We start from the raw sequence: 17,782 nt of genomic DNA, 5'->3' as shown, positions 1-17,782 counted from the left end.
CCGGGCCGGTCTCGTTCCCACTGATGCCATTGATACACATATGCGCATCGCCTGATACATACCTGCCGATCACGGTGCATACCTTCGAGGGGTCGCCGCGGTACCCACGGATCCGAGCGGCCGTCCCAGCCTGAGATCCGTGCCCCGAAGGGCCTCCTTGTCGATCCGCATGCTCCCCCGCTCCCTGCGCCGCAGCGTCCTCCGCATGACAGCCGTCGCCGCGGTCACCCTGGGGGCCGCCTGCGGCAGCCCTCAGCCCGAGGTCGTCGGCTCGGCCCAGGTGTCCACGCAGGACGCGGGTGGCCGGTGCGAGAGCACGAACGGGACGGGCACACCCCTGCAGCTGGGCCCGCCGAGCAACGCGAGACCGCGATCCGCTACGCGACCGCGTTCTTCGACACATACCTGAAATAGCAGTCTTCTTCGCACCCGTCGGGTCCGGCCGCGTGGCCACACATCCGGCAGCGGCCCGGGGAGTTCGTCAAGGCTGCTCTGTGCATGCCGCTTCGGCCGCCAGACCTGTTCGGGATGCCGACATTCCCACCGCAAGAGATCACATGCACCGTTTCTCCGTGCGGGTGTCCTCACAGAACTCACCCCTGACGAAATACGCGCCGAAATCGAGCCGGTCCAGCAGGACATAGAGAAGGCGACGGGCCGTGCACCCACCTCGGCCTGGTCCAGATCCTGTGGAGCGTCAGCGAACTCCGCGACTGCGGGTACACCTTCGTGACCGTCTCCCAACTCCTCTCGCCCGCCCACGCCGAACCCGGCAAGGTGTACCGCCTGACCGCGCTCCTCCCCTAGGGCCCGAGCGTCAGGGTGGGGCGGGGCTGGTCAGCCTTGGCTGCTCCGATCTTCGTGGTCCCGTACCTGGTCCGGATGACTGAGCGCGCCGACAAGGAGCTCGGGGCGCACCCGATCGTTCTCGACATGTGTGACAACACCTCGATTCAGGCAGCCGCCGCCCCCATCTCCCGCGAGCACGGCCCACTCGACGTCCTGATCAACAACGCCGGCATCCCCGGGGCCGGCAAGTCCCCCGGAGAGTGCACCGGCGAAGACATCACCGCGGTACTCGACACCAACACGGATGGCCAGGCACTGTTCTCGCCAGCAGCGGGGCCACCGTGTCGAAGTCGCAGGTCAGGGGCCGTTTCCGAGATACCCGAGAAGGCCCCTGCCTCGTTCGCGGGGAATTCACGCGCGCACCAAGCTGTGTTGCGCCACCCGCCACATGTCGCTCCTGCACTGGACGGACGCACCACCTCACCTTCAGGGAGAGCCGTATGCGTCAGCCATCGCACCTCGCCGTGTCGTCCGTTGCCTTCCTCGCCCTCTGCGCGCTCGCCGCTCTCGGTGCGGCACCGGAAACCGGAGCGGTCGGACGGCCGACCGCGGCCCCGCGCCCGGTGGAAGGGGTCGCTCCCGAACCCAGCACGCTCCCGCTCCCCGAGTCGAAGCAGTCCACCGTGATCGCCCCCGGGGTGACCCAGACCTCGATCGTCCTCGGCCGGACGGACGCCGACGACGTCTGGACCGTCCACGTGAACCAGCCCTTGACCGCCGACCTCCCCTACAGCCAGGCCACCGCGGCCCTCGGCCCCAAGGAGCGCGCCGACCGGGTGGCCGCGGCCCTGCGGGCCAAGGGGCTCCAACCCCGGGTGGAGCGGGTCCTCATCCCCGCCTTCGCCGACCGCCCGGCCGGCACCCTGGGGTGGACCGTGCGGATCGGCCGGTACGCCGACCAGCGCGCGGCGACGGCGGCGCTCGCCCAGGTCCGGGCGGCCGGGTTCGCCGGGGACACCCGGTACACGGCGCAGGACGGTACGGACGCCGGCGCCCTCCAGCGGGTGTTCGTCCTGCAGGTGGACTTCAAGCGGTTCACCGGCCGCCTGGCCAGTGACTTCGGGCCGAGCATCGACGTCCCCGAGAAGCTGCCCGACCTGGCGGCCGCCGCCGGGGCGCTCGCGGGCATAAATGCCCAGTGGTTCGGGGCCGGCGCGCCGCTCGGCCTGTACGTCAAGGACGGCCGGCTGCTGGGCGCGGCAACTCAGGGCCGCGGGGGCTTCAGGATCACGAACGGCGGGCGGCAACTGGACGTCGACACGTACACCACGCGGATCACGGTCAGGGCGGGCGGCTCCACGAGGGAGATCGACGGCGTCAACCGGATCCCCGGCGAGATCTGGAACTGCGGAGGCGTCGGCGGAGACCAGCCCACCCAGCGCCCGCAGCACGACTTCAAGTGCACCGACGAGAGCGAGCTCGTCCGCTTCACCCCCGAGTGGAGCACCCCGCCGACCGGAGCGGGCGCCGAGGTGGTCCTGGACCGCGATGACCGGGTGACGGCGGTGCACCACACGCGCGGGGCCAAGCCGCCGGCGGGTGGCTCAACCCTCCAGGCGATCGGCGAGAGCGCCGAATGGCTGGTCTCACACGCGCGCCCGGGAGCCCGGCTGGGAATCACCCAGCGCGTCCTGGACGGCGCCGGACACGACGTCCCGCTCACTCCGGACACCACGATCCTCCAGATCGGCCCGACGCTGGTCCGGGACGGGCGGATCGCGGTGAATGCCCTCGCCGACGGCATCATCCGCGAGGGGGACGACCAGACCTTCACCTACAACTGGGTGGTCCGCGGCAACCCGCGCTCCATGATCGGCGTCGACGGTCAGGGCCGGCTGCTGCTGGTCGTCGTGGACGGGCGCCGGGCCGGGTGGAGCGAGGGCCTGGGCGTGGCCGCTGCCGCGAAATTGATGAAGTCCCTGGGCGCCCGGGAGGCGTTGAACCTCGACGGCGGTGGATCGAGCGTGATGGTCACCGCCGGGTCGGGCATCGTCAACCGCCCCTCGGACGCAACGGGTCCCAGGTCACTCGGCAACGTCCTACTGCTGCACCGGACTGCGACCGGCCACTGACGACCGGGCGAGCGCTGCTGCCCCGCGGGGGGTCACGTCGCTGCCGATGCCGTTGGTGTGGCCCCGTCGTTCGTCGCCCCGTCCTCGGAGAACGGCACCACGCACCGCATCCCGGCCGGACCGGTCTCGCTGTAGGGGATCTCCGACTGACCTTCGGCCGGCCCTCAGCCGCCCTCCCGCTCCGGTGATCCGGACCGTACGGGCCGGATCACCGGAGCTCGTTCAGTTCAGTTCAGTTCAGGGTGTCCACGGCCCGAGCATGTCCTTCATCGCATCCGTCATCGCGATTTGCAGCAGCGGACCATAAGTGATCCGCCTGACACCCAGGCGGCGAAAGCGCTCAAGGTCGTGCTGGACGGGGTGGGCCGTGGAGTTCACGGGAATGGCGACGGCACCGGTCACCGCCTCGAGCAGCTCGTCGTCGTCCTGAATGCGTACCGGGTAGACACTGTCGGCACCGGCGTGCTCCAGCGCCCGCAGCCGCTCGATCGCCTCGTGGAGGACGGCTCCGGCGTCCTGCGCATGCGCGAAGACGTCGGTGCGCCCGTTGACCCAGACCGGGATCCCGGCGTCGTCAGCAGCCGTCCGCAGGCCTGCGACGTAGCGGGCGTGCTCCTGTGTGCTGCGTAGACGTCCGCCGTCCGAATGGACGGTGTCCTCGATGTTGAGGCCGACGCCGCCGACCTCGATGAGTCCGGCGATGAGATCCGCGGGCTCCTGCCCGTACCCTGCCTCCAGGTCCACTGACACGGGGACGTCGACGGCCGCGATGATGGGCCGGACGGCGGTGAGCACCTCCTCGAAGGTCTGCCCCTCATGGTCCTCCGCTCCTCGGGAGCCGGCGAGCGGATGACTGCCGACCGTCAGCGCGGGGAATCCGGCGTCGGCTGCCGTCCTCGCGGACCAGACGTCCCAGACGGTCGGCAGCACGAGCGGCGTGTACTCGGCGTGCAGGTGCTTGAGGCGTCGAGCACGCTCGACTGTGGTGCGAAGGTCCATGCCGAGAACGCTACTCCCGCACCGCCAGGAACAGCATGACTGCGGATCCGTGGGCCTGCGGAGCGCCGGTGTCAGACGTTGGCGTAGCCGGGGATGGGATGCCTGCCTTGATGCGTTCCAGTTCGGCGGAGTCGGATACGCCTTGGAAGTCGTAGCGGGGGGGGGTGCACGGGGCTTCGAGGCGGTGGGCTTCCCCGTCGGTCAGGTCCAGGTCGAGTGAGGCCACGGCCTCGTTGATCTGCTCGATGGTCCGTCCGCCGACCAGGGGCGCGGCCACGATGGGGTTGCGGCGCAGCCAGGCCAGGGAGACCTGGGCGCGGGAGATCCCGCGGGTCTGCGCGATGGCCCCGACTTCGTCGATGATCAGGCGGTCGCTGTCGGCACTGGCCTTGTAGAGGAGGTCGGCGTAGCCGCCGTCGGTGGCCGCGCGGTCGCCGGCGCAGGCTGTGGTCGATCTCGGTCGTGATCGCCTTACGGGACAGGCCACCCCCGTTGGGGCTGCCCGGGCGCATGTCGTGGCGGACCTTGGTGGTGATGACAACGTCGTCGCGATTCGCGTAGTCCTTCAGGGCCCGGCCGAGGATCTCCTCGCTCGACCCGTAGGACCAGACCGGGTGGCCACGGTCCGGCACTGCGAAGTTGGTTCACCACCCTGACGGGGTACGCGCGCATCAAGCACGGCCTCGGCGAAGCGCTGCACTCCGCGGCCGCCCAGGAAGTTATCAGCGCCTCCTGGCCCCCGTCACCGCCGCCGTCCAGCGCCTCCTCGACGCAGGCGAACAGGCCGGCGAGGTACGCCCCGGCGTCGCTGCTTTGCGTTACTCGTTTTGGTTTTTGCGAATAAATGGCTCTCTATTGCATCCCTGCACTCGGCTCCATACGCTCTCCCGCGTCAGCGCTGCCGACGCCCCCGCGCGCCGAACCACCCCGCGGCAGCGGATGCGACGAACAGTCGGAGGAGATCCAGATGGGTGTCACGCGTCGTACGGTTCTGCAGGCCGCTACAGCCGCCGGAGCCACCGGAGTTGTCGGACTCGCCGGAGTAGTCGGAGCCTCCCGGACCGCGCTCGCCGACGGCGCACGCGCGGCGAGTGCGCCCGGCGATGTCGTCGGCAAGGTCACCGTGGGGTACCAGGGCTGGTTCGCGTGCGCCGGCGACGGCGCCCCGATCAACGGCTGGTGGCACTGGGCCCAGAACTGGAGCCAGACACCGTCCACGTCGAACAGGGCCATCGTGGCGTGGCCCGATGTCCGCGACTATCCGACCACGTACCGCACCGGTTTCGGGAACCTGGGCAACGGACAGCCCGCTTCGCTGTTCTCCTCCTACGATCAGTCGACCGTCGACGTGCACTTCCGCTGGATGAAGGAGTACGGCATCGACACGGCCGCACTCCAGCGCTTCAACCCCACCGGCGGCGAGGGGCCGACCCGCGACGCGATGGCGGGGAAGGTGCGCAGCGCGGCCGAGTCCCAGGGCGTCAAGTTCTACGTGATGTACGACGTTTCCGACTGGACGTCCATGCAGACGGACATCAAGGCCGACTGGGTGAACAAGATGCGGGCCCACACCGGCTCGCCCGCGTACGCCCGGCAGAACGGCAAGCCCGCCGTGTGTCTCTGGGGCTTCGGCTTCAACGACAACCAGCGCCCCTTCGCCCCGGACGCCTGCCTGGATGTCCTCAATTGGTTCAAGCAGCAGGGTTGTTACGTGATCGGCGGAGTACCGACCTGGTGGCGGACGGGAGACCGGGACTCGCGTCCCGGCTTCTCCGGGGTCTACCACGCCTTCGACATGCTCTCGCCGTGGATGGTCGGCCGGATCGGCAACGCCGGGGACGCCGACAACTTCTACAACGTCGCGACCGTGCCCGACCTCGCCGAATGCACCGCACACGGAATCGACTACCAGCCGTGCGTCCTGCCCGGAGGGGTGACCGAGCGGCAGCGCGCCCACGGCGACTTCATGTGGCGGCAGTTCTACAACATGGGCCGGGCCGGGGTCCCGAGTGCGTACATCTCCATGTTCGACGAGTACAACGAGGGCAACCAGATCGCCAAGACCGCCGAGTCCCAGCTGTGGGTGCCGACCGGATCGGGCCTCGCGGCCCTCGACGAGGACGGGACCGCCTGCTCGTCCGACTACTACCTGCGGCTGACGGGCGACGGCGCCCGGATGCTGAAGGGGCAGATCCCCCTCACCCCCGTCCGCCCGACCCCGCCGGTCGTCGGCGGGGACACGGCTGCCCCGACGCCCCCCGGCAACCTGCACGCGACGGCCGTGACCGACACCACCGTCACGCTGGCCTGGACGGCCTCCACCGACGACATCGGCGTGACGGGCTACCGGATCCGCCGGATCACCGGCGCCGGCGCCACCCCGATCGGAACGGCCCCGGGGAGCTCCACCACGTTCACGGTGACCGGGCTCACCGCCTCGACGTCCTACGCCTTCGACGTGCAGGCTCTCGATGCGGCAGGCTCCATCTCCCAGCCGTCCGGGCAGGTGACCCCGACCACCGCCGCCAGCGGCTCCCCCTCCGTCGACCTGGCCCTGAACCGGCCGACCGCCGAGAGCAGCCACACCCAGGTGTACGGATCGGGCTACGCCGTGGACGGTCAGGCGAACACGTACTGGGAGAGCGCCAACAACGCTTTCCCCCAATGGCTCCAGGTAGACCTGGGCAACTCCGTGGGAGTCCGCCGCATCGTCCTCACCCTCCCTCCGGCCACCGCGTGGGCCACCCGTACGCAGACCGTCGCCGTCCAGGGCAGCGCCGACGGCACTACTTTCAGTCACCTGCTCGGCGCCTCGGCCCACACTTTCGACCCGTCCACCGGGAACACCACCACCCTGGCCCTGCCCGCCGCCACCACGGCCCGTCACCTGCGGCTCGTCTTCACCTCCAATACGGGCTGGCCCGCCGGTCAAGTCGCCGAGTTCCGGGTGTACGGCGCCTGATCACCGGACGGTCCGCACCCGGGGGAAGGCGGAGCCGGGTCCGGCTGACCGGCCGGCAGGCCCAAAAGGGGAGAGCTGGGGTGCCGGGTCGAGGCGGCCGGTAGCGTGGCAACAGCCGACACGAGGAGGGGACATGACCCGACGCAAGAGCGCGGCCGAGGTGTTCGACGCGCTTGGGGAGCGGTACGAGGACCTGTTCGGGTCCGTGCCCGCGCAGTTGGAGGCCCTGCAATGGCTCGTGGAGCGGCTGCCATCCGGAGCTCAGGTGCTGGACGTGGGCAGCGGCACCGGCAGGCCCACGGCGGAGGTGCTCGTCCGTGCCGGGCACACCGTGACCGGGATCGACGTGTCGGCGGCCATGGTCGAGACGGCCCGTGCCCGGCTCCCAGGGGCGCGTTTCGAGCAGGCCGACGTACGCACGTACGTGCCCCGGGCGGCCGGCTTCGACGCCGTGTGCTCCTTCTTCCCCCTTCTGGTCATGGACCAGTCCGACATCGCTGCCGCCCTGGACCGGATGGCGTCCTGGATCGCGCCGGGCGGTTACCTCGTGCTGGCCACGGTCCCGGGAGACATCCGGGGGCTGGACATCGAGTGGATGGGCCATCCGGTGACCGTCAGCAGCCTGTCCGCGGACCAGCACCTGCGGCAGCTGAGGGCAGCCGGCCTCGAAGTGCTCCACCACCACACGTCGTCCTTCGTACCCGCGGATCCCCTCGCGGGGCCCGAGGAGCACTTCTTCTGCTTTGCGACACGACCCGCCTGACCCGGCGCAGGTCCCCCACCCGAATACGCCGGGCGTGGCTGACGGCCACCACCGCGGTCGCGCTGACCCTGACCGGCCTCTCGGCCCCGGTCCACGCGGAGGAGAACTCCTCCTCCGCCGCCCGAATCGTGGCACCAGGACCGCCGGACAACGGTGCCCGATGCAGCGCCCGTTGGGACCCGGGCACGGACCAGTCCCGGCGGCAAGGCCGACCCTGCGGACTTCGCCCTGCAGGCCGGCGCGATGAACAGGACCACCACCGACCGAGCCGACCGAGCCGAGGCGCGGACGGCCGTGCTGAGCGAACGCGGCCGGATCGCCCGGGACGTGCACGACGTACTGGCGCACTCACTGGCCGGGATCAACATGCAGCTGGAACTGACCGACGCGTTGATCGACACCGGTGACCTGGAGAAGGTCCGGGAAGCCAATGCCAAAGCCCACGCCCTGGTCAAAGAGAGCCTGAAGCAGGCGCAGTGGACCGTACACGCGCTGATCGAGACGACCCGCCGGCTGTGCGAGCAGTACCCCCGGGTGGCGGTGGTCGTGCTCACCACCTTCGCCGACGACGACTCGATCCTGGGCGCACTGGGCGCGGGATCCCGCGGGTACCTGACGAAGAAAGCGGGACGCGAGGACATCACCCGCGCCATCCGGGCGGCCGCCGCCGGTCAGTCCGTACTCGACCGCGAAGTACAGGACCGGCTGCTCGCCACCGTCAGGAACACGGCCACGACCACGACCGCGCATGCCCCCGTGTCGGGATCCGCCCTGCCCGAGGACCTCACGCGCCGCGAACACGAGGTCCTCGCGCGAAGGCCCGGCGCCCGCGGACAGAGTGCGGTGCCGGCGGTGCCGGCCTTTCAGCCGGTTTCCAGGGCCTTCTTGAGGCTGCGCAGCGTCGTGGCGATGTTCCTGCGCCTGTTGGTCGCCGCGATCGCGCTGCTCTCGCACTCGGCCGCGCTACGGCAGTTGAACGGTGGGCGCCTTCCCGGCCTCTGACGAGCACCGCCCTTCGGGGGCCGGGCAACCGCCGAGCCGTGGTCCTTGGCCCTTCTCGGTGGCGACGGCCGAGGCGGCGAGGAGCGTCGCAGCGGCGAGGCTGCCCCAGAGGGCGGACGGGCCGCGGGATGCGAGAGAGGTGATGACCGCGGGCGAGACGGCCAGGCCGAACCCCGTGGAGAGCTGGAAGCGAGCGAGGGAGCGGCCCAGGACAGGGGCGGGGGCGAGGGCGGTGACGAGGGCGGTGGCGCTGCCGGCGTAGAGGATCTCGCCGATGGTGCAGACCACGGACACCGCGGCGACAGCCGCGGCACCCCAGCCGTGTCCCAGTGAGGTGGCCGCGAGGAAACCGAGGTAGGACGCGGCGAGTACCACGCCCGCGAGAGCCAGCGAGGTCCGCCGGGAGAACCGGGACATCAGGACGGTGACCGGCACCTGCAGGGCGACCACCAGCACCGTGTTGGCCACGAAGATGGCCGCCGACCACACGGGGGACGCGTGCAACTGAGTCAACAGGACCAGAGGGAGCGCGATTTCGGGGACGTTGAGGCAGAAGACGTAGACCACGTTGGCGGCAAGCAGCCCGCGCATCCGTGGTGCGGGCCCGTCGTTCCCGACCCCGGCCCCGTCCCCGACCCCGTCCTTGGCCGGGGCATCGGCCGGGCGCGCGTGCAGGTGGACCGACCATGCCAACACCGCCGCCGTGAGGTAGGCGACCCCGGTGACCGCCGCCAGCGCCTGCAAGGCGGTGGTGCCGCCCGCCAGGCACGCGGTGGCGAGGAGCGCGCCCACGCCCAGGCCGGCGTTGCGCAGAGCACGCCCTGCCGCGAGGGCGACGTCGCGTTCCCGGCCGTGGGCGATCGTGGCCACGAGGGCCGCGTGGGCGGCCGGCCACGCCTGGTTGCCGATGCCGAGGAAGAGCGCCGCCGTCGCGAACAGCCAGACGTGACCCGCCGGGGTGGCCAGCAACAGCGCCACGCCCAGCACCCGTACCAGCATCGACGCCGCGACGACCGTGCTGCGTGCGCCCCGGTCCAGCCATCGGCCCACCCCGGGCATGCACACCAGACCCAGGACGACGCCGGCCGTCATGGCGATACCGGTGGCCGGCGCGGACAGCTCCAGCACGGTCACCCCGTAGAGCAGCAGGAAGGGACGCAGCAGGCCGGTGCCGAGCGCGTCCACGGCCAGGGCGACGGCATAGCGGGGACCTCCGGAGGCACGGACGAGGGCGCGGGGCCGAATCTTGGTGGTGGTGGTTGCCATGGCGTCAACGGTGCGTCCGGGCGCCGGGCGGGGTGCGACGGTTGACGCACACCGTCAACCGTCGCTGTCGTCCGCCAACTGGTCGGTGATGATGAGGAGGTGACATTGAGGATCGACATCAGCGGACTGCCGTCCGAGCGGCTGCGGTTCGCCGCCTCCCCGCTGGCCGAGCTGACCGCGATGCTGCACGTGCTGGCCGAACCCGGGCATCACCCGCAGCTCGCCGGCTGGGCTGGGGACGTCTGGTCCGGTCTGCGGCCGGAGCTGGCCGAGCGGTTGCGGGAGGCGGAGTTCCTCTGGCGGTCCTCACGGGCCGACTTCCTGGTCCCCGCCCGGCCCCGGGCAACCCTCGCCGAGGAGCTGGACGGCGTGGACCGCATCGACGACGAAACGTACGTGACCGCTGCGCTCGTCACCACGTGCGGCAGCAACCGGGTCCACTTCGCCGCGCCGTCGCCGCTCGCCGACGCGACGGCGCGCGAGCGGGTACTGGACCTGGCCCAGGCCCGCGGCGCGCTCCAAGAGGCCTTCGCGGAACGGCTGCTCGCGGACCCGGCCGCCGTACGGGCACGGGTGCGGGACACCCTCGAACAGTGCGCCGAGGCCTTCTTCGACGCAGCCTGGACGGGCGTCGCCGTGCGACTCGCAACCGACCTGCGCCTGAAGAACGACCTGCTCAAGCGCCAGGGCATCGGGGCGGCACTCGCATCGGTCTCCGGCGCGGTCACCCTGGCACCCGACGGCGACTGCGTCATCGTGGACAAGCTGCAGGACAACGCGACCGCCGCCCACGGCACCGGGCTCACCTTCATCCCCAGTGTCTTCGGCCGCCCGCACCTGGTGGCGGTCCACGCGCCCGGATGGCAGCCGGTGGTGCAGTACCCGGTGGCGGAGCCGGGTCCATCAGAGCCCGTATCTCTGGCAACGGTCACGCTGCGACTGGACGCACTCGCCCATCCGGTACGGCTGCGGCTGCTGCGCACCCTGGCCCGCGGCCCGCACACCAACGGTGAACTGGCCCACGCCTGGGAACTCTCACCCCCGGAGGTCTCCCGCCACCTCGCCGTCCTGCGCCGCGCGGGCCTGCTCACGGCCCGCCGACAGGGCCGTTACGTCCGTTACACCCTCAACCTGCCCGACCTGACGGCCCTGGGCTCCGACCTGCTGGCGGCCGTACTGCGCTGAGCGCTCAAGCCCTACCCTGCCCCGGCGGTGCCGCCGGTAGGCCCGAGAGATCTGAACCAATACCGAGAATCAGGCGGCGACGACCTCCTGCCCGCGGTCCGGCGTTTTGACCTTGGGCTCCTTGTTCGGCAGCGAGAGCCGGAAGACCTTGTGCCAGGCGGAGAACACCTGCTTGGGCAGCGGGCCGGTGACGTACTCCAGCTCGTACTTTTCGAACAGCGCGCGCACCTTCACCGCGACCTCGGCGTACCGGTTGCTCGGCAGGTCCGGGAACAGGTGGTGCTCGATCTGGTGCGACAGGTTGCCGGTCATGAAGTGCATGGCCTTGCTGCCGCTGATGTTCGCCGAGCCCATCATCTGGCGCAGGTACCACTGGCCGCGCGTCTCGCCCTTGATCGACCGGCGCTCGAAGACCTGCACACCCTCGGGGAAGTGCCCGCACATGATCACCGAGTGGGTCCAGATGTTGCGGACCAGGTTCGCGGTGAACGTAGCGGCGAGCGTGGGGAGGAAGGACGGGCCCGACAGCAGCGGGTGGATCACGTAGTCCTTGAGCACCTGCTTGCGGATCTTGCGGCCCACGGCCTTGGCCCGCGCGCGGAACTCCGGGCTCTTGCGGCGGCGCTTGTGCAGGTTCTTGCCGAGCTCCAGGTCGTACGCGGCGATGCCGTACTCGAAGAAACAGGCGTTGAGGAAGTTCCACAGCGGCTGGCCGAGGTGGAAGGGGTGCCATTTCTGGTCCTCGTCGACGCGCATGATGCCGTAGCCGAGGTCGTTGTCCTTGCCGATCACGTTGGTGTACGTGTGGTGCAGTTCGTTGTGCGAGTGCTTCCACTGCTCGGACGGCGAGACGTGATCCCACTCCCAGGTGGTGGAGTGGATCTTCGGGTCCCGCATCCAGTCCCACTGGCCGTGCAGGATGTTGTGGCCGATCTCCATGTTGTCCATGATCTTCGCCACGGAGAGCCCGGCGGTGCCGAGCAGCCACGCCGGCGGGAAGATCGAGAACAGCAGCACGCCCCTGCTGACCAGCTCGAGCTTGCGCTGCGCCGAGATGACCTTGCGGATGTAGGCGGCGTCCTTCTCGCCGCGGCCGGCGATCACCTCGTCGCGGATCGCGTCCAGCTCGCGGCCCAGCTCCTCGATCTGCTCCGCGGTCAGGTGGGCGGTGGGGTCGATGGCGGTCAAGGTGCTCCTACCGTTCGATGTCGCAGGGGCCCGCCGCGGCGGACACGCAGGTCTGGATGAGGACGCCCGGCTCGGCCTCGGTGATCTCGCCGGTGCGCAGGTCGCGGACAGCACCCGACTTGAGCGGTGTGACGCAGCCGAAGCAGATGCCCATGCGGCACCCGGAGGGCATGAGCACGCCGGCCTCTTCGCCGATGTCCAGCAACGGCGTGGCGCCGTCCGCGTGGACGGTCTTGCCGGTGGCGCTGAACGTGACCTCGCCGCCGTCGCCGGTGACGACGATGCCGGGTCGGAAGCGTTCGGTGTGCAGGCGCTCTTGGACGCCGTGCTCGGTCCAGTGCTCTTCGGCGGCGTCGAGCAGGCCCGCGGGTCCGCAAGCCCAGGTCTCGCGCTCGGCCCAGTCGGGCACGAGTTCGGCGAGATGGGCGATGTCGAGCATGCCGTCTGTGTCGGTGTGCAGCTCGGTGAGACGCAGCTTCTTGTCCGCGACCAGGTCGTGCAGCTCGTTGCGGAAGATCACGTCTTGCGGCTGTGGCGCGGAGTGGACCATGACGACGTCGTCGAACTCGACGTCGCGCAGCATGCCCATCACAGGCGTGATGCCGCTGCCCGCCGTCAGGTAGAGCACTTTGGCGGGGTTGGCCTGCGGCAGCACGAAGTCACCGGTCGGCTGGTCGAGCTGGATCAGCGTGCCCGGTTTCGCCTTGCGGACCAGGTGGTTGCTGACCTTGCCGTCCGGGATCGCCTTCACGGTGATCGTGACGCGGCCGTCCTGGCGGTTTGTCGGCGAGGTGACCGAGTAGGCACGCCACAGGCGCACCCCGTCGACGTCGACCCCGATCCGCACGTACTGACCGGCCGTGTGGCCGCGCCAGCCCCGTCCCGGCCTGATCACGATGGTCGCGGCGTCACCCGTCTCGGGGTGCACGGCCTCGATGCGTCCACGCAGGTCGGCGCCCGCACGGAGCGGGCTGATCAGGTCGAGGTAGTCCGACGGCAGCAGCGGCGTCGTGACCATCTCCAGCAGTTTCCACGCCCTACTGCGGAGGGCTGCACTCGTCATGACTCCAGCTTGATGCGCCTCAGGACGTAAAGTCCTGTCCGCAGGACGTAAATCTGGTCGGCTGAATTGTTCGCAAGGAACAAAAATATGAGCCATGCAATCCGGAGGGCCACCGAGCTGGCCCTGGATGAGACGACGGTCACAGCACTTCGGGCCGCACTGAAGACCACCGCCGACGAGGTCGTCCAGGCGATCATCGACGAGGTCCCGTCCTACGCCAACGCCCTTTCGGGCCGCATGGGCGGCACCATCCGCCGAGCCGTCCGCACCGCTCTGGGGCACTACCTGGACCTCGCGAGCGGAAACGCCACGGGCGGCGACGGCGACGACGCGGCTTACGAGCTGGGCCGCGGCGAAGTGCGCGACGGCCGTTCGATGGACGCCCTGCTCAGCGCCTACCGCGTCGGCGCCCGTGTGGCCTGGCGATGCCTGGCAGCGGGTGCCGTACCCGCCGGTCTGCCCGCCGCCGAGGTCGCCAAGTTCGCCGAGCTGACCTTCGCCTACATCGACGAGCTCTCGGCCGCGAGCGCCGCGGGCCACGCCGATGAACTGGCCGCCCGGGGCAGGGCCCACGAGCGCCACCTGGAACACCTGGCCCGCGACCTCCTCGCCGGCGCGAGCACGGACGTGCTGCTGGCCTCTGTTCAACGGGCCGGGTGGCAGCCGCCGGTTTCGCTGACCGCGATCCTGCTGCCCGCCGCCCAGGCCTGGCCTGCCTACCGCGCGCTCGACCCGAGCACTCTCGTCCTCGACGATCTGCCGGATGCCACCGGTGTGCTGCTCGTCCCCGATGCCGACCGCTCACATCTCTTGCGGCAGCTGACCGACCGCACCGCCGTGGTCGGCCCGGCCCGGCCATGGACTCGTGCGTCCGCCTCGTACGCACGAGCGGTACGCGCGCGCTCCCTCTCCTCTGATATTCGCGACACCGAGGACCACCTGCCCGAGCTGGTGCTGAGCGCCGACGTGGAGGCGTTCGCAGACCTGCGTGCCCGAGCCCTCGCACCGTTGCGGACCTTGCCTGTCGCGACCGCACGGCGGCTGGAGGAGACGTTGCGGGCGTGGCTGCTGCACCAGGGCAGGCGGGACGAGGTGGCGGCGGCGTTGTTCGTCCATCCCCAGACAGTCCGGTACCGGATGTCGCAGCTGCGGGAGTTGTTTCCGGATCTCGCATCGCCACACCGGGTCCTTGAACTGACGCTGGCGGTCGGTCTTCGGGTCAGCTGACGCGTACTTCGACCGTCCACGACGGCGTCCACGACCGCGTCCACGAGCGGTCCAGGATTCGCGCCTCGTTCTCGCCATCAGCTGGCTCATGCAGCCCGGGGCAGCTTTCATGTCGTCGTGGAGGGCGCTGTCCTGGCACGAACGGACCCGCGGGCGCGCGGCGGGCTGCAGCTGGGTGGCTGGCGGGCAGCCAGGCCGAGTCACCAGCGGCGGGTGCGCGCCGCTCGCGCCGGGGATTGGGTGAGCGGGTCCGTTGGGGTTCTAGCCTGTGATGACACCGGGCGGGGGCGGAGGAAGCGGTGGCGTAGTCGGGAAGGCCGGTGTTCCCCCACCGGGCGAGCCCGCCCCTTGCCCGCCCGTGGTGCTTCCGCAGAACGCGTCCGCGACCGCGGTCAGCGCGGGGGCGACACCGGGCGGCATCTCGTTGACGGTGCCCGACGCCGGGAAACCGAACGAGAGCATCAACTGCTTCAGGGCCACCACCATGGGTGCGGGAAGCCTGTCCAGCGCGGCGATGATCTGCTCACCCGCGGAAATGCCGTCCGAGGAGACATTCCCCGTCTGCGTGTCGTCGGCCATCGTCTTTGCCCTCCAAGGGGGTACGTGGGTCGTTCCACCGCTTCTGCTCACCGGAAGAAGATCCATGCGGAAACGCAGCCGGATCGGCCTTGGGCGCGTTACCCAAGTCGGCCCAGCCCGCGGCCAAGCGGCTGATGCGCCGGGCCCGCGGGTACGGCTGGGAGCCGGCGGCGTGATCCGGCCGAAGGCGCAGCCGCTTCGTCACGCCGGTCACCGGCCGGACGCCGAGGCGAGGATCCGGTCGGCAGCCAAGTGCGGACATCCGCGGACGTGCCAGGTCACCGACAGCACACCACCGGCAGCGAACAGCGTCCTCGCCTCGCCGTCCCGGTCCGTGGCCTTGCAGTACGGGCAGACAACAACCCGCGGACGGGCAGCCTCGTGCACGGCCCTCACCCCTATCCCGACGGCACAACCGGTCCGCCAGCTCAGGCCAGAACTATCAAACCCGCAAGCGGTCCGCCCGCTTACTGGCGGGTATGCGCCGAAATTTGTTCACCACTTCAGGGGGATGGCCCCCGCCCCGCCGCTGACCCCTTGCTCTTCATCGGCTCAGAGCGGGCGCGAAACGCGGCCTCGGCTGCCTTCGGGTCGTTCCCCGCGCAGGTCCGGCAGATCCCGCCGCCCTGCTGGACGATTGCGGCCGATGACCCTGGGTGCCGAGGGACTTCACGCTGTGGCAGCCGACTGCCCTGACACCGTCGTCGAGTACCAGCCCGCTGAGTGACCCCATCGCCCCCTCAGGCTGGCGCGGCGGGGGGCTTACTTGGATTCGACTCGTCCTGCCGGGTCGCGTCCGGTCGTCAGTGCCTCGGAGGCGGTCTGCCACGTGGGTGCGCCGGGGTGGAGCTGGGTGTGGAGGTAGGCCGCGGTGAGCCGGGCGAGGGCGGCGACTCGCTCGGGGTTTTCGTCGGTTGTCTCGGCGGCGTCGTATCCGGCGATCCCGCCGAGTCCGTGTTCTGCGTCGAACAGGGTGAGCAGGATTTTGGGGCCGGGGGCGAGGGTGTAGGGGTCGGCGTGCCAGTTTGGCCCCATGTCGGTGAAGTGCCGGGAGTCGTCCTTGTCGCCGGCCACGACCAGGGCGGGTGCGGTCATGGTGGAGAAGTCGACAGCCCCGATGATCGGCCACAGCTTGGCCATGGGTCCATTGAGGACGTCGCCGCCCCTGCCGGGCGCGGCAAGCAGTACGCCCGCCTTGATCCGGGGCTCGGCGAGGTGCACCACGTTCCCGGTGTCGGGGTCGGTGAGTCCCGCGCCCAGCAGGAGGGCGGCGGTGAAACCTCCGAGCGAGTGTCCGGCGAGGGCGACCTTGGTGTGGTCGATCCGTCCGGCGAGGTGCGGCACGGCGTTCTCGATCACGTCGAGCCGGTCGAGGATGTGGGTCATGTCCTCGGCGCGGGAGCGCCAGAAGTCGGGTGCTCCGGGGGCATCGGCGACCAGGTGGGTCAGTGTGCTGGAGGTGAGGTGGGTGGGCTGGACGACGACGAATCCGTGTGCCGCCCAGAAGTTGGCGAGCGGCGCGTAGCCGTTGAGTGAGGAGAGGTTGTTCGAGGGGCCGTGGCCGTGGGAGAGGAGGATGACGGGGAGGCTGGTTCCGGTCGCGGGTGCGGACACGCGCACCTGGAGATCCACGGGACGTCCGGCCACGGACAGGACTACGGGGCTGAAGGACAGGACCGGGGCGGGCGCGCCCAAGGCGTCGGCGGTGCTGGATGTGCTCACGGTGTGGGTTCCCTTTCGGTGGCGCCTGCCGCCCGCCGGTCTCCTGCAGCCAGCGGGCGGACAAGGCGGTCAGGGGGTTCCCGTTTCGGCTAAGCTGAAACGGAACGCTGCTCCATTTAGTATTCGGAGCGCCGCTCCGTTTTGTCAATCAGTATCGAAGGAGGAGAACGTGATGGCCGCCGAGGGTCCTGCAGGAGATGCGCCGTCCCGAAGCAAGCGCGCCGACGCTCAGCGCAACCGGGAGACGGTGCTCACTGCCGCAGCCGAGGTGTTCGTCACCTCCGGCGTCGACGCGCCGATCCGCCGAATCGCGGCCCAGGCGGGCGTCGGGATGGCCACGATCTACCGCCACTTCCCGACCCGGGCGGACCTCGTCACCGCCGTGTACCAGCACCAGATCGAGGCATGCGCCGAAGCCGGCCCGAACCTGCTGGCCAGCGCCGACTCCCCGCTCGACGCACTGCGCCAATGGATCGACCTCTTCGTCGACTTCCTCGTCACCAAGCACGGCCTCGCCGACGCCCTGCAGTCCGACAGCGACCGCTTCGCCGCGCTGCACGCCTACTTCCTCGACCGCCTGCTGCCCGTCTGCGCCCAACTGCTCGACGCCGCGGTCGAGGCCGGCGACATCAGGCCCGGCACACAGCCCTACGAGCTGATGCGCGGCATCGGCAACCTCTGCATCGGGCGCGACAACGACCCCCGCTACGACCCCCGACGGCTGATCGCCCTCCTCCTCCAGGGACTCCAGCGACCGCAGGCGTCATGATGTCGACGAGCAACATCGCGTCCCGGACACTGCCACGCGATCTGAACGAAACGGCCTGGTCAACTTGACGCCTGACTTCGTGAGGTGTCTCCGGTGAATCCGGCCACCCGGCCGAGTGAGTTGGGATGGCGCCACC

Annotated in this window: 15 protein-coding genes and 2 pseudogenes; 8 read left to right on the top strand and 9 right to left on the bottom strand. The window is 70.3% G+C overall.

Annotation, left to right across the window (positions count from 1 at the left end):
• Positions 1-882: 882 nt before the first annotated feature.
• Both OG247_RS45020 and OG247_RS41805 read left to right on the top strand, forming a co-directional pair.
• Positions 883-1,146: pseudogene (locus OG247_RS45020) on the top strand (SDR family NAD(P)-dependent oxidoreductase); the annotation flags it as partial.
• A gap of 143 nt (positions 1,147-1,289) precedes the next feature.
• Positions 1,290-2,921: a phosphodiester glycosidase family protein gene (locus tag OG247_RS41805; RefSeq protein ID WP_327257189.1), complete on the top strand. Its 1,632-nt coding sequence runs from the start codon at positions 1,290-1,292 to the stop codon at positions 2,919-2,921.
• Positions 2,922-3,158: 237 nt separating this feature from the next.
• Here the strand turns inward: OG247_RS41805 and OG247_RS41800 are convergent, their stop codons facing one another.
• From OG247_RS41800 to OG247_RS41790, 3 genes and pseudogenes are all read right to left on the bottom strand, one after another.
• Positions 3,159-3,920 (bottom strand): isocitrate lyase/PEP mutase family protein, encoded by a 762-nt coding sequence (locus tag OG247_RS41800; protein ID WP_327257188.1) that lies wholly within the window; start codon positions 3,918-3,920, stop codon positions 3,159-3,161.
• Positions 3,921-3,930: 10 nt separating this feature from the next.
• Positions 3,931-4,407, bottom strand: a complete 477-nt coding sequence (locus OG247_RS41795) for an aldo/keto reductase (protein WP_327257187.1) — start codon at positions 4,405-4,407, stop codon at positions 3,931-3,933.
• Between the two features lie 7 nt (positions 4,408-4,414).
• Positions 4,415-4,552 (bottom strand): annotated as a pseudogene (locus tag OG247_RS41790) (aldo/keto reductase); the annotation flags it as partial.
• Between the two features lie 335 nt (positions 4,553-4,887).
• Between OG247_RS41790 and OG247_RS41785 the strand changes: the two are divergent.
• From OG247_RS41785 to OG247_RS41775, 3 genes are all read left to right on the top strand, one after another.
• Positions 4,888-6,882: a discoidin domain-containing protein gene (locus tag OG247_RS41785; protein ID WP_327257186.1), complete on the top strand. Its 1,995-nt coding sequence runs from the start codon at positions 4,888-4,890 to the stop codon at positions 6,880-6,882.
• A 133-nt stretch (positions 6,883-7,015) separates the two neighbouring features.
• Positions 7,016-7,645, top strand: coding sequence for a class I SAM-dependent methyltransferase (locus tag OG247_RS41780; RefSeq protein ID WP_327257185.1), 630 nt, complete (start codon positions 7,016-7,018; stop codon positions 7,643-7,645).
• Positions 7,646-7,888: 243 nt separating this feature from the next.
• Complete coding sequence (locus OG247_RS41775; RefSeq protein WP_327257184.1) at positions 7,889-8,647, top strand: histidine kinase; 759 nt, start codon at positions 7,889-7,891, stop codon at positions 8,645-8,647.
• Here OG247_RS41775 and OG247_RS41770 read toward each other — a convergent pair.
• Complete coding sequence (locus OG247_RS41770; RefSeq protein WP_327257183.1) at positions 8,609-9,913, bottom strand: MFS transporter; 1,305 nt, start codon at positions 9,911-9,913, stop codon at positions 8,609-8,611. The two genes, OG247_RS41775 and OG247_RS41770, sit on opposite strands and share 39 nt — an antisense overlap.
• Before the next feature lie 99 nt (positions 9,914-10,012).
• On the opposite strand from OG247_RS41770, the gene OG247_RS41765 reads away from it, so the two are divergent.
• Positions 10,013-11,098, top strand: a complete 1,086-nt coding sequence (locus OG247_RS41765; protein WP_327257182.1) for a helix-turn-helix domain-containing protein — start codon at positions 10,013-10,015, stop codon at positions 11,096-11,098.
• A gap of 69 nt (positions 11,099-11,167) precedes the next feature.
• Here the strand turns inward: OG247_RS41765 and OG247_RS41760 are convergent, their stop codons facing one another.
• Positions 11,168-12,286 carry a fatty acid desaturase family protein gene (locus OG247_RS41760; RefSeq protein WP_327257181.1) on the bottom strand — a complete coding sequence of 373 codons (1,119 nt, stop codon included), beginning with the start codon at positions 12,284-12,286 and terminating at the stop codon, positions 11,168-11,170.
• Between the two features lie 7 nt (positions 12,287-12,293).
• Complete coding sequence (locus OG247_RS41755) at positions 12,294-13,349, bottom strand: ferredoxin reductase (protein ID WP_327257180.1); 1,056 nt, start codon at positions 13,347-13,349, stop codon at positions 12,294-12,296.
• An 87-nt stretch (positions 13,350-13,436) separates the two neighbouring features.
• On the opposite strand from OG247_RS41755, the gene OG247_RS41750 reads away from it, so the two are divergent.
• A complete protein-coding gene (locus OG247_RS41750) occupies positions 13,437-14,576 on the top strand; it encodes a PucR family transcriptional regulator (RefSeq protein ID WP_327257179.1) in 1,140 nt (379 codons plus the stop codon).
• 261 nt (positions 14,577-14,837) lie between these two features.
• Here the strand turns inward: OG247_RS41750 and OG247_RS41745 are convergent, their stop codons facing one another.
• The 3 genes from OG247_RS41745 to OG247_RS41735 all read right to left on the bottom strand — a co-directional run bounded on the left by OG247_RS41745 (position 14,838) and on the right by OG247_RS41735 (position 16,877).
• Positions 14,838-15,155 carry a hypothetical protein gene (locus OG247_RS41745; protein ID WP_327257178.1) on the bottom strand — a complete coding sequence of 106 codons (318 nt, stop codon included), beginning with the start codon at positions 15,153-15,155 and terminating at the stop codon, positions 14,838-14,840.
• A gap of 210 nt (positions 15,156-15,365) precedes the next feature.
• A complete protein-coding gene (locus tag OG247_RS41740; protein ID WP_327257177.1) occupies positions 15,366-15,542 on the bottom strand; it encodes a hypothetical protein in 177 nt (58 codons plus the stop codon).
• A gap of 375 nt (positions 15,543-15,917) precedes the next feature.
• The gene (locus tag OG247_RS41735) at positions 15,918-16,877 is read right to left on the bottom strand and encodes an alpha/beta hydrolase family protein (RefSeq protein WP_327257176.1); all 960 of its coding nucleotides are present in this window, start codon (positions 16,875-16,877) and stop codon (positions 15,918-15,920) included.
• A 172-nt stretch (positions 16,878-17,049) separates the two neighbouring features.
• Here OG247_RS41735 and OG247_RS41730 point away from each other — a divergent pair, with 172 nt between their 5' ends.
• Positions 17,050-17,646, top strand: a complete 597-nt coding sequence (locus OG247_RS41730) for a TetR/AcrR family transcriptional regulator (RefSeq protein ID WP_327257816.1) — start codon at positions 17,050-17,052, stop codon at positions 17,644-17,646.
• Positions 17,647-17,782 lie beyond the last annotated feature (136 nt).

This window comes from Streptomyces sp. NBC_01244 (genome assembly GCF_035987325.1).
GTDB lineage: Bacteria > Actinomycetota > Actinomycetes > Streptomycetales > Streptomycetaceae > Streptomyces.
Note: the sequence above shows the minus strand (reverse complement) of the source record. Positions and strands in the feature narration are given on the sequence as shown.

Bases quoted from the DNA above. Each gene is read 5' to 3' on its own strand.
- OG247_RS41730 (WP_327257816.1), top strand. From the start codon at position 17,050: ATGGCCGCCGAGGGTCCTGCAGGAGATGCGCCGTCCCGAAGCAAGCGC.
- OG247_RS41745 (WP_327257178.1), bottom strand. From the start codon at position 15,155: ATGGCCGACGACACGCAGACGGGGAATGTCTCCTCGGACGGCATTTCC.
- OG247_RS41780 (WP_327257185.1), top strand. From the start codon at position 7,016: ATGACCCGACGCAAGAGCGCGGCCGAGGTGTTCGACGCGCTTGGGGAG.
- OG247_RS41775 (WP_327257184.1), top strand. From the start codon at position 7,889: ATGAACAGGACCACCACCGACCGAGCCGACCGAGCCGAGGCGCGGACG.
- OG247_RS41805 (WP_327257189.1), top strand. From the start codon at position 1,290: ATGCGTCAGCCATCGCACCTCGCCGTGTCGTCCGTTGCCTTCCTCGCC.
- OG247_RS41750 (WP_327257179.1), top strand. From the start codon at position 13,437: ATGAGCCATGCAATCCGGAGGGCCACCGAGCTGGCCCTGGATGAGACG.
- OG247_RS41755 (WP_327257180.1), bottom strand. From the start codon at position 13,349: ATGACGAGTGCAGCCCTCCGCAGTAGGGCGTGGAAACTGCTGGAGATG.
- OG247_RS41800 (WP_327257188.1), bottom strand. From the start codon at position 3,920: ATGGACCTTCGCACCACAGTCGAGCGTGCTCGACGCCTCAAGCACCTG.
- OG247_RS41785 (WP_327257186.1), top strand. From the start codon at position 4,888: ATGGGTGTCACGCGTCGTACGGTTCTGCAGGCCGCTACAGCCGCCGGA.
- OG247_RS41770 (WP_327257183.1), bottom strand. From the start codon at position 9,913: ATGGCAACCACCACCACCAAGATTCGGCCCCGCGCCCTCGTCCGTGCC.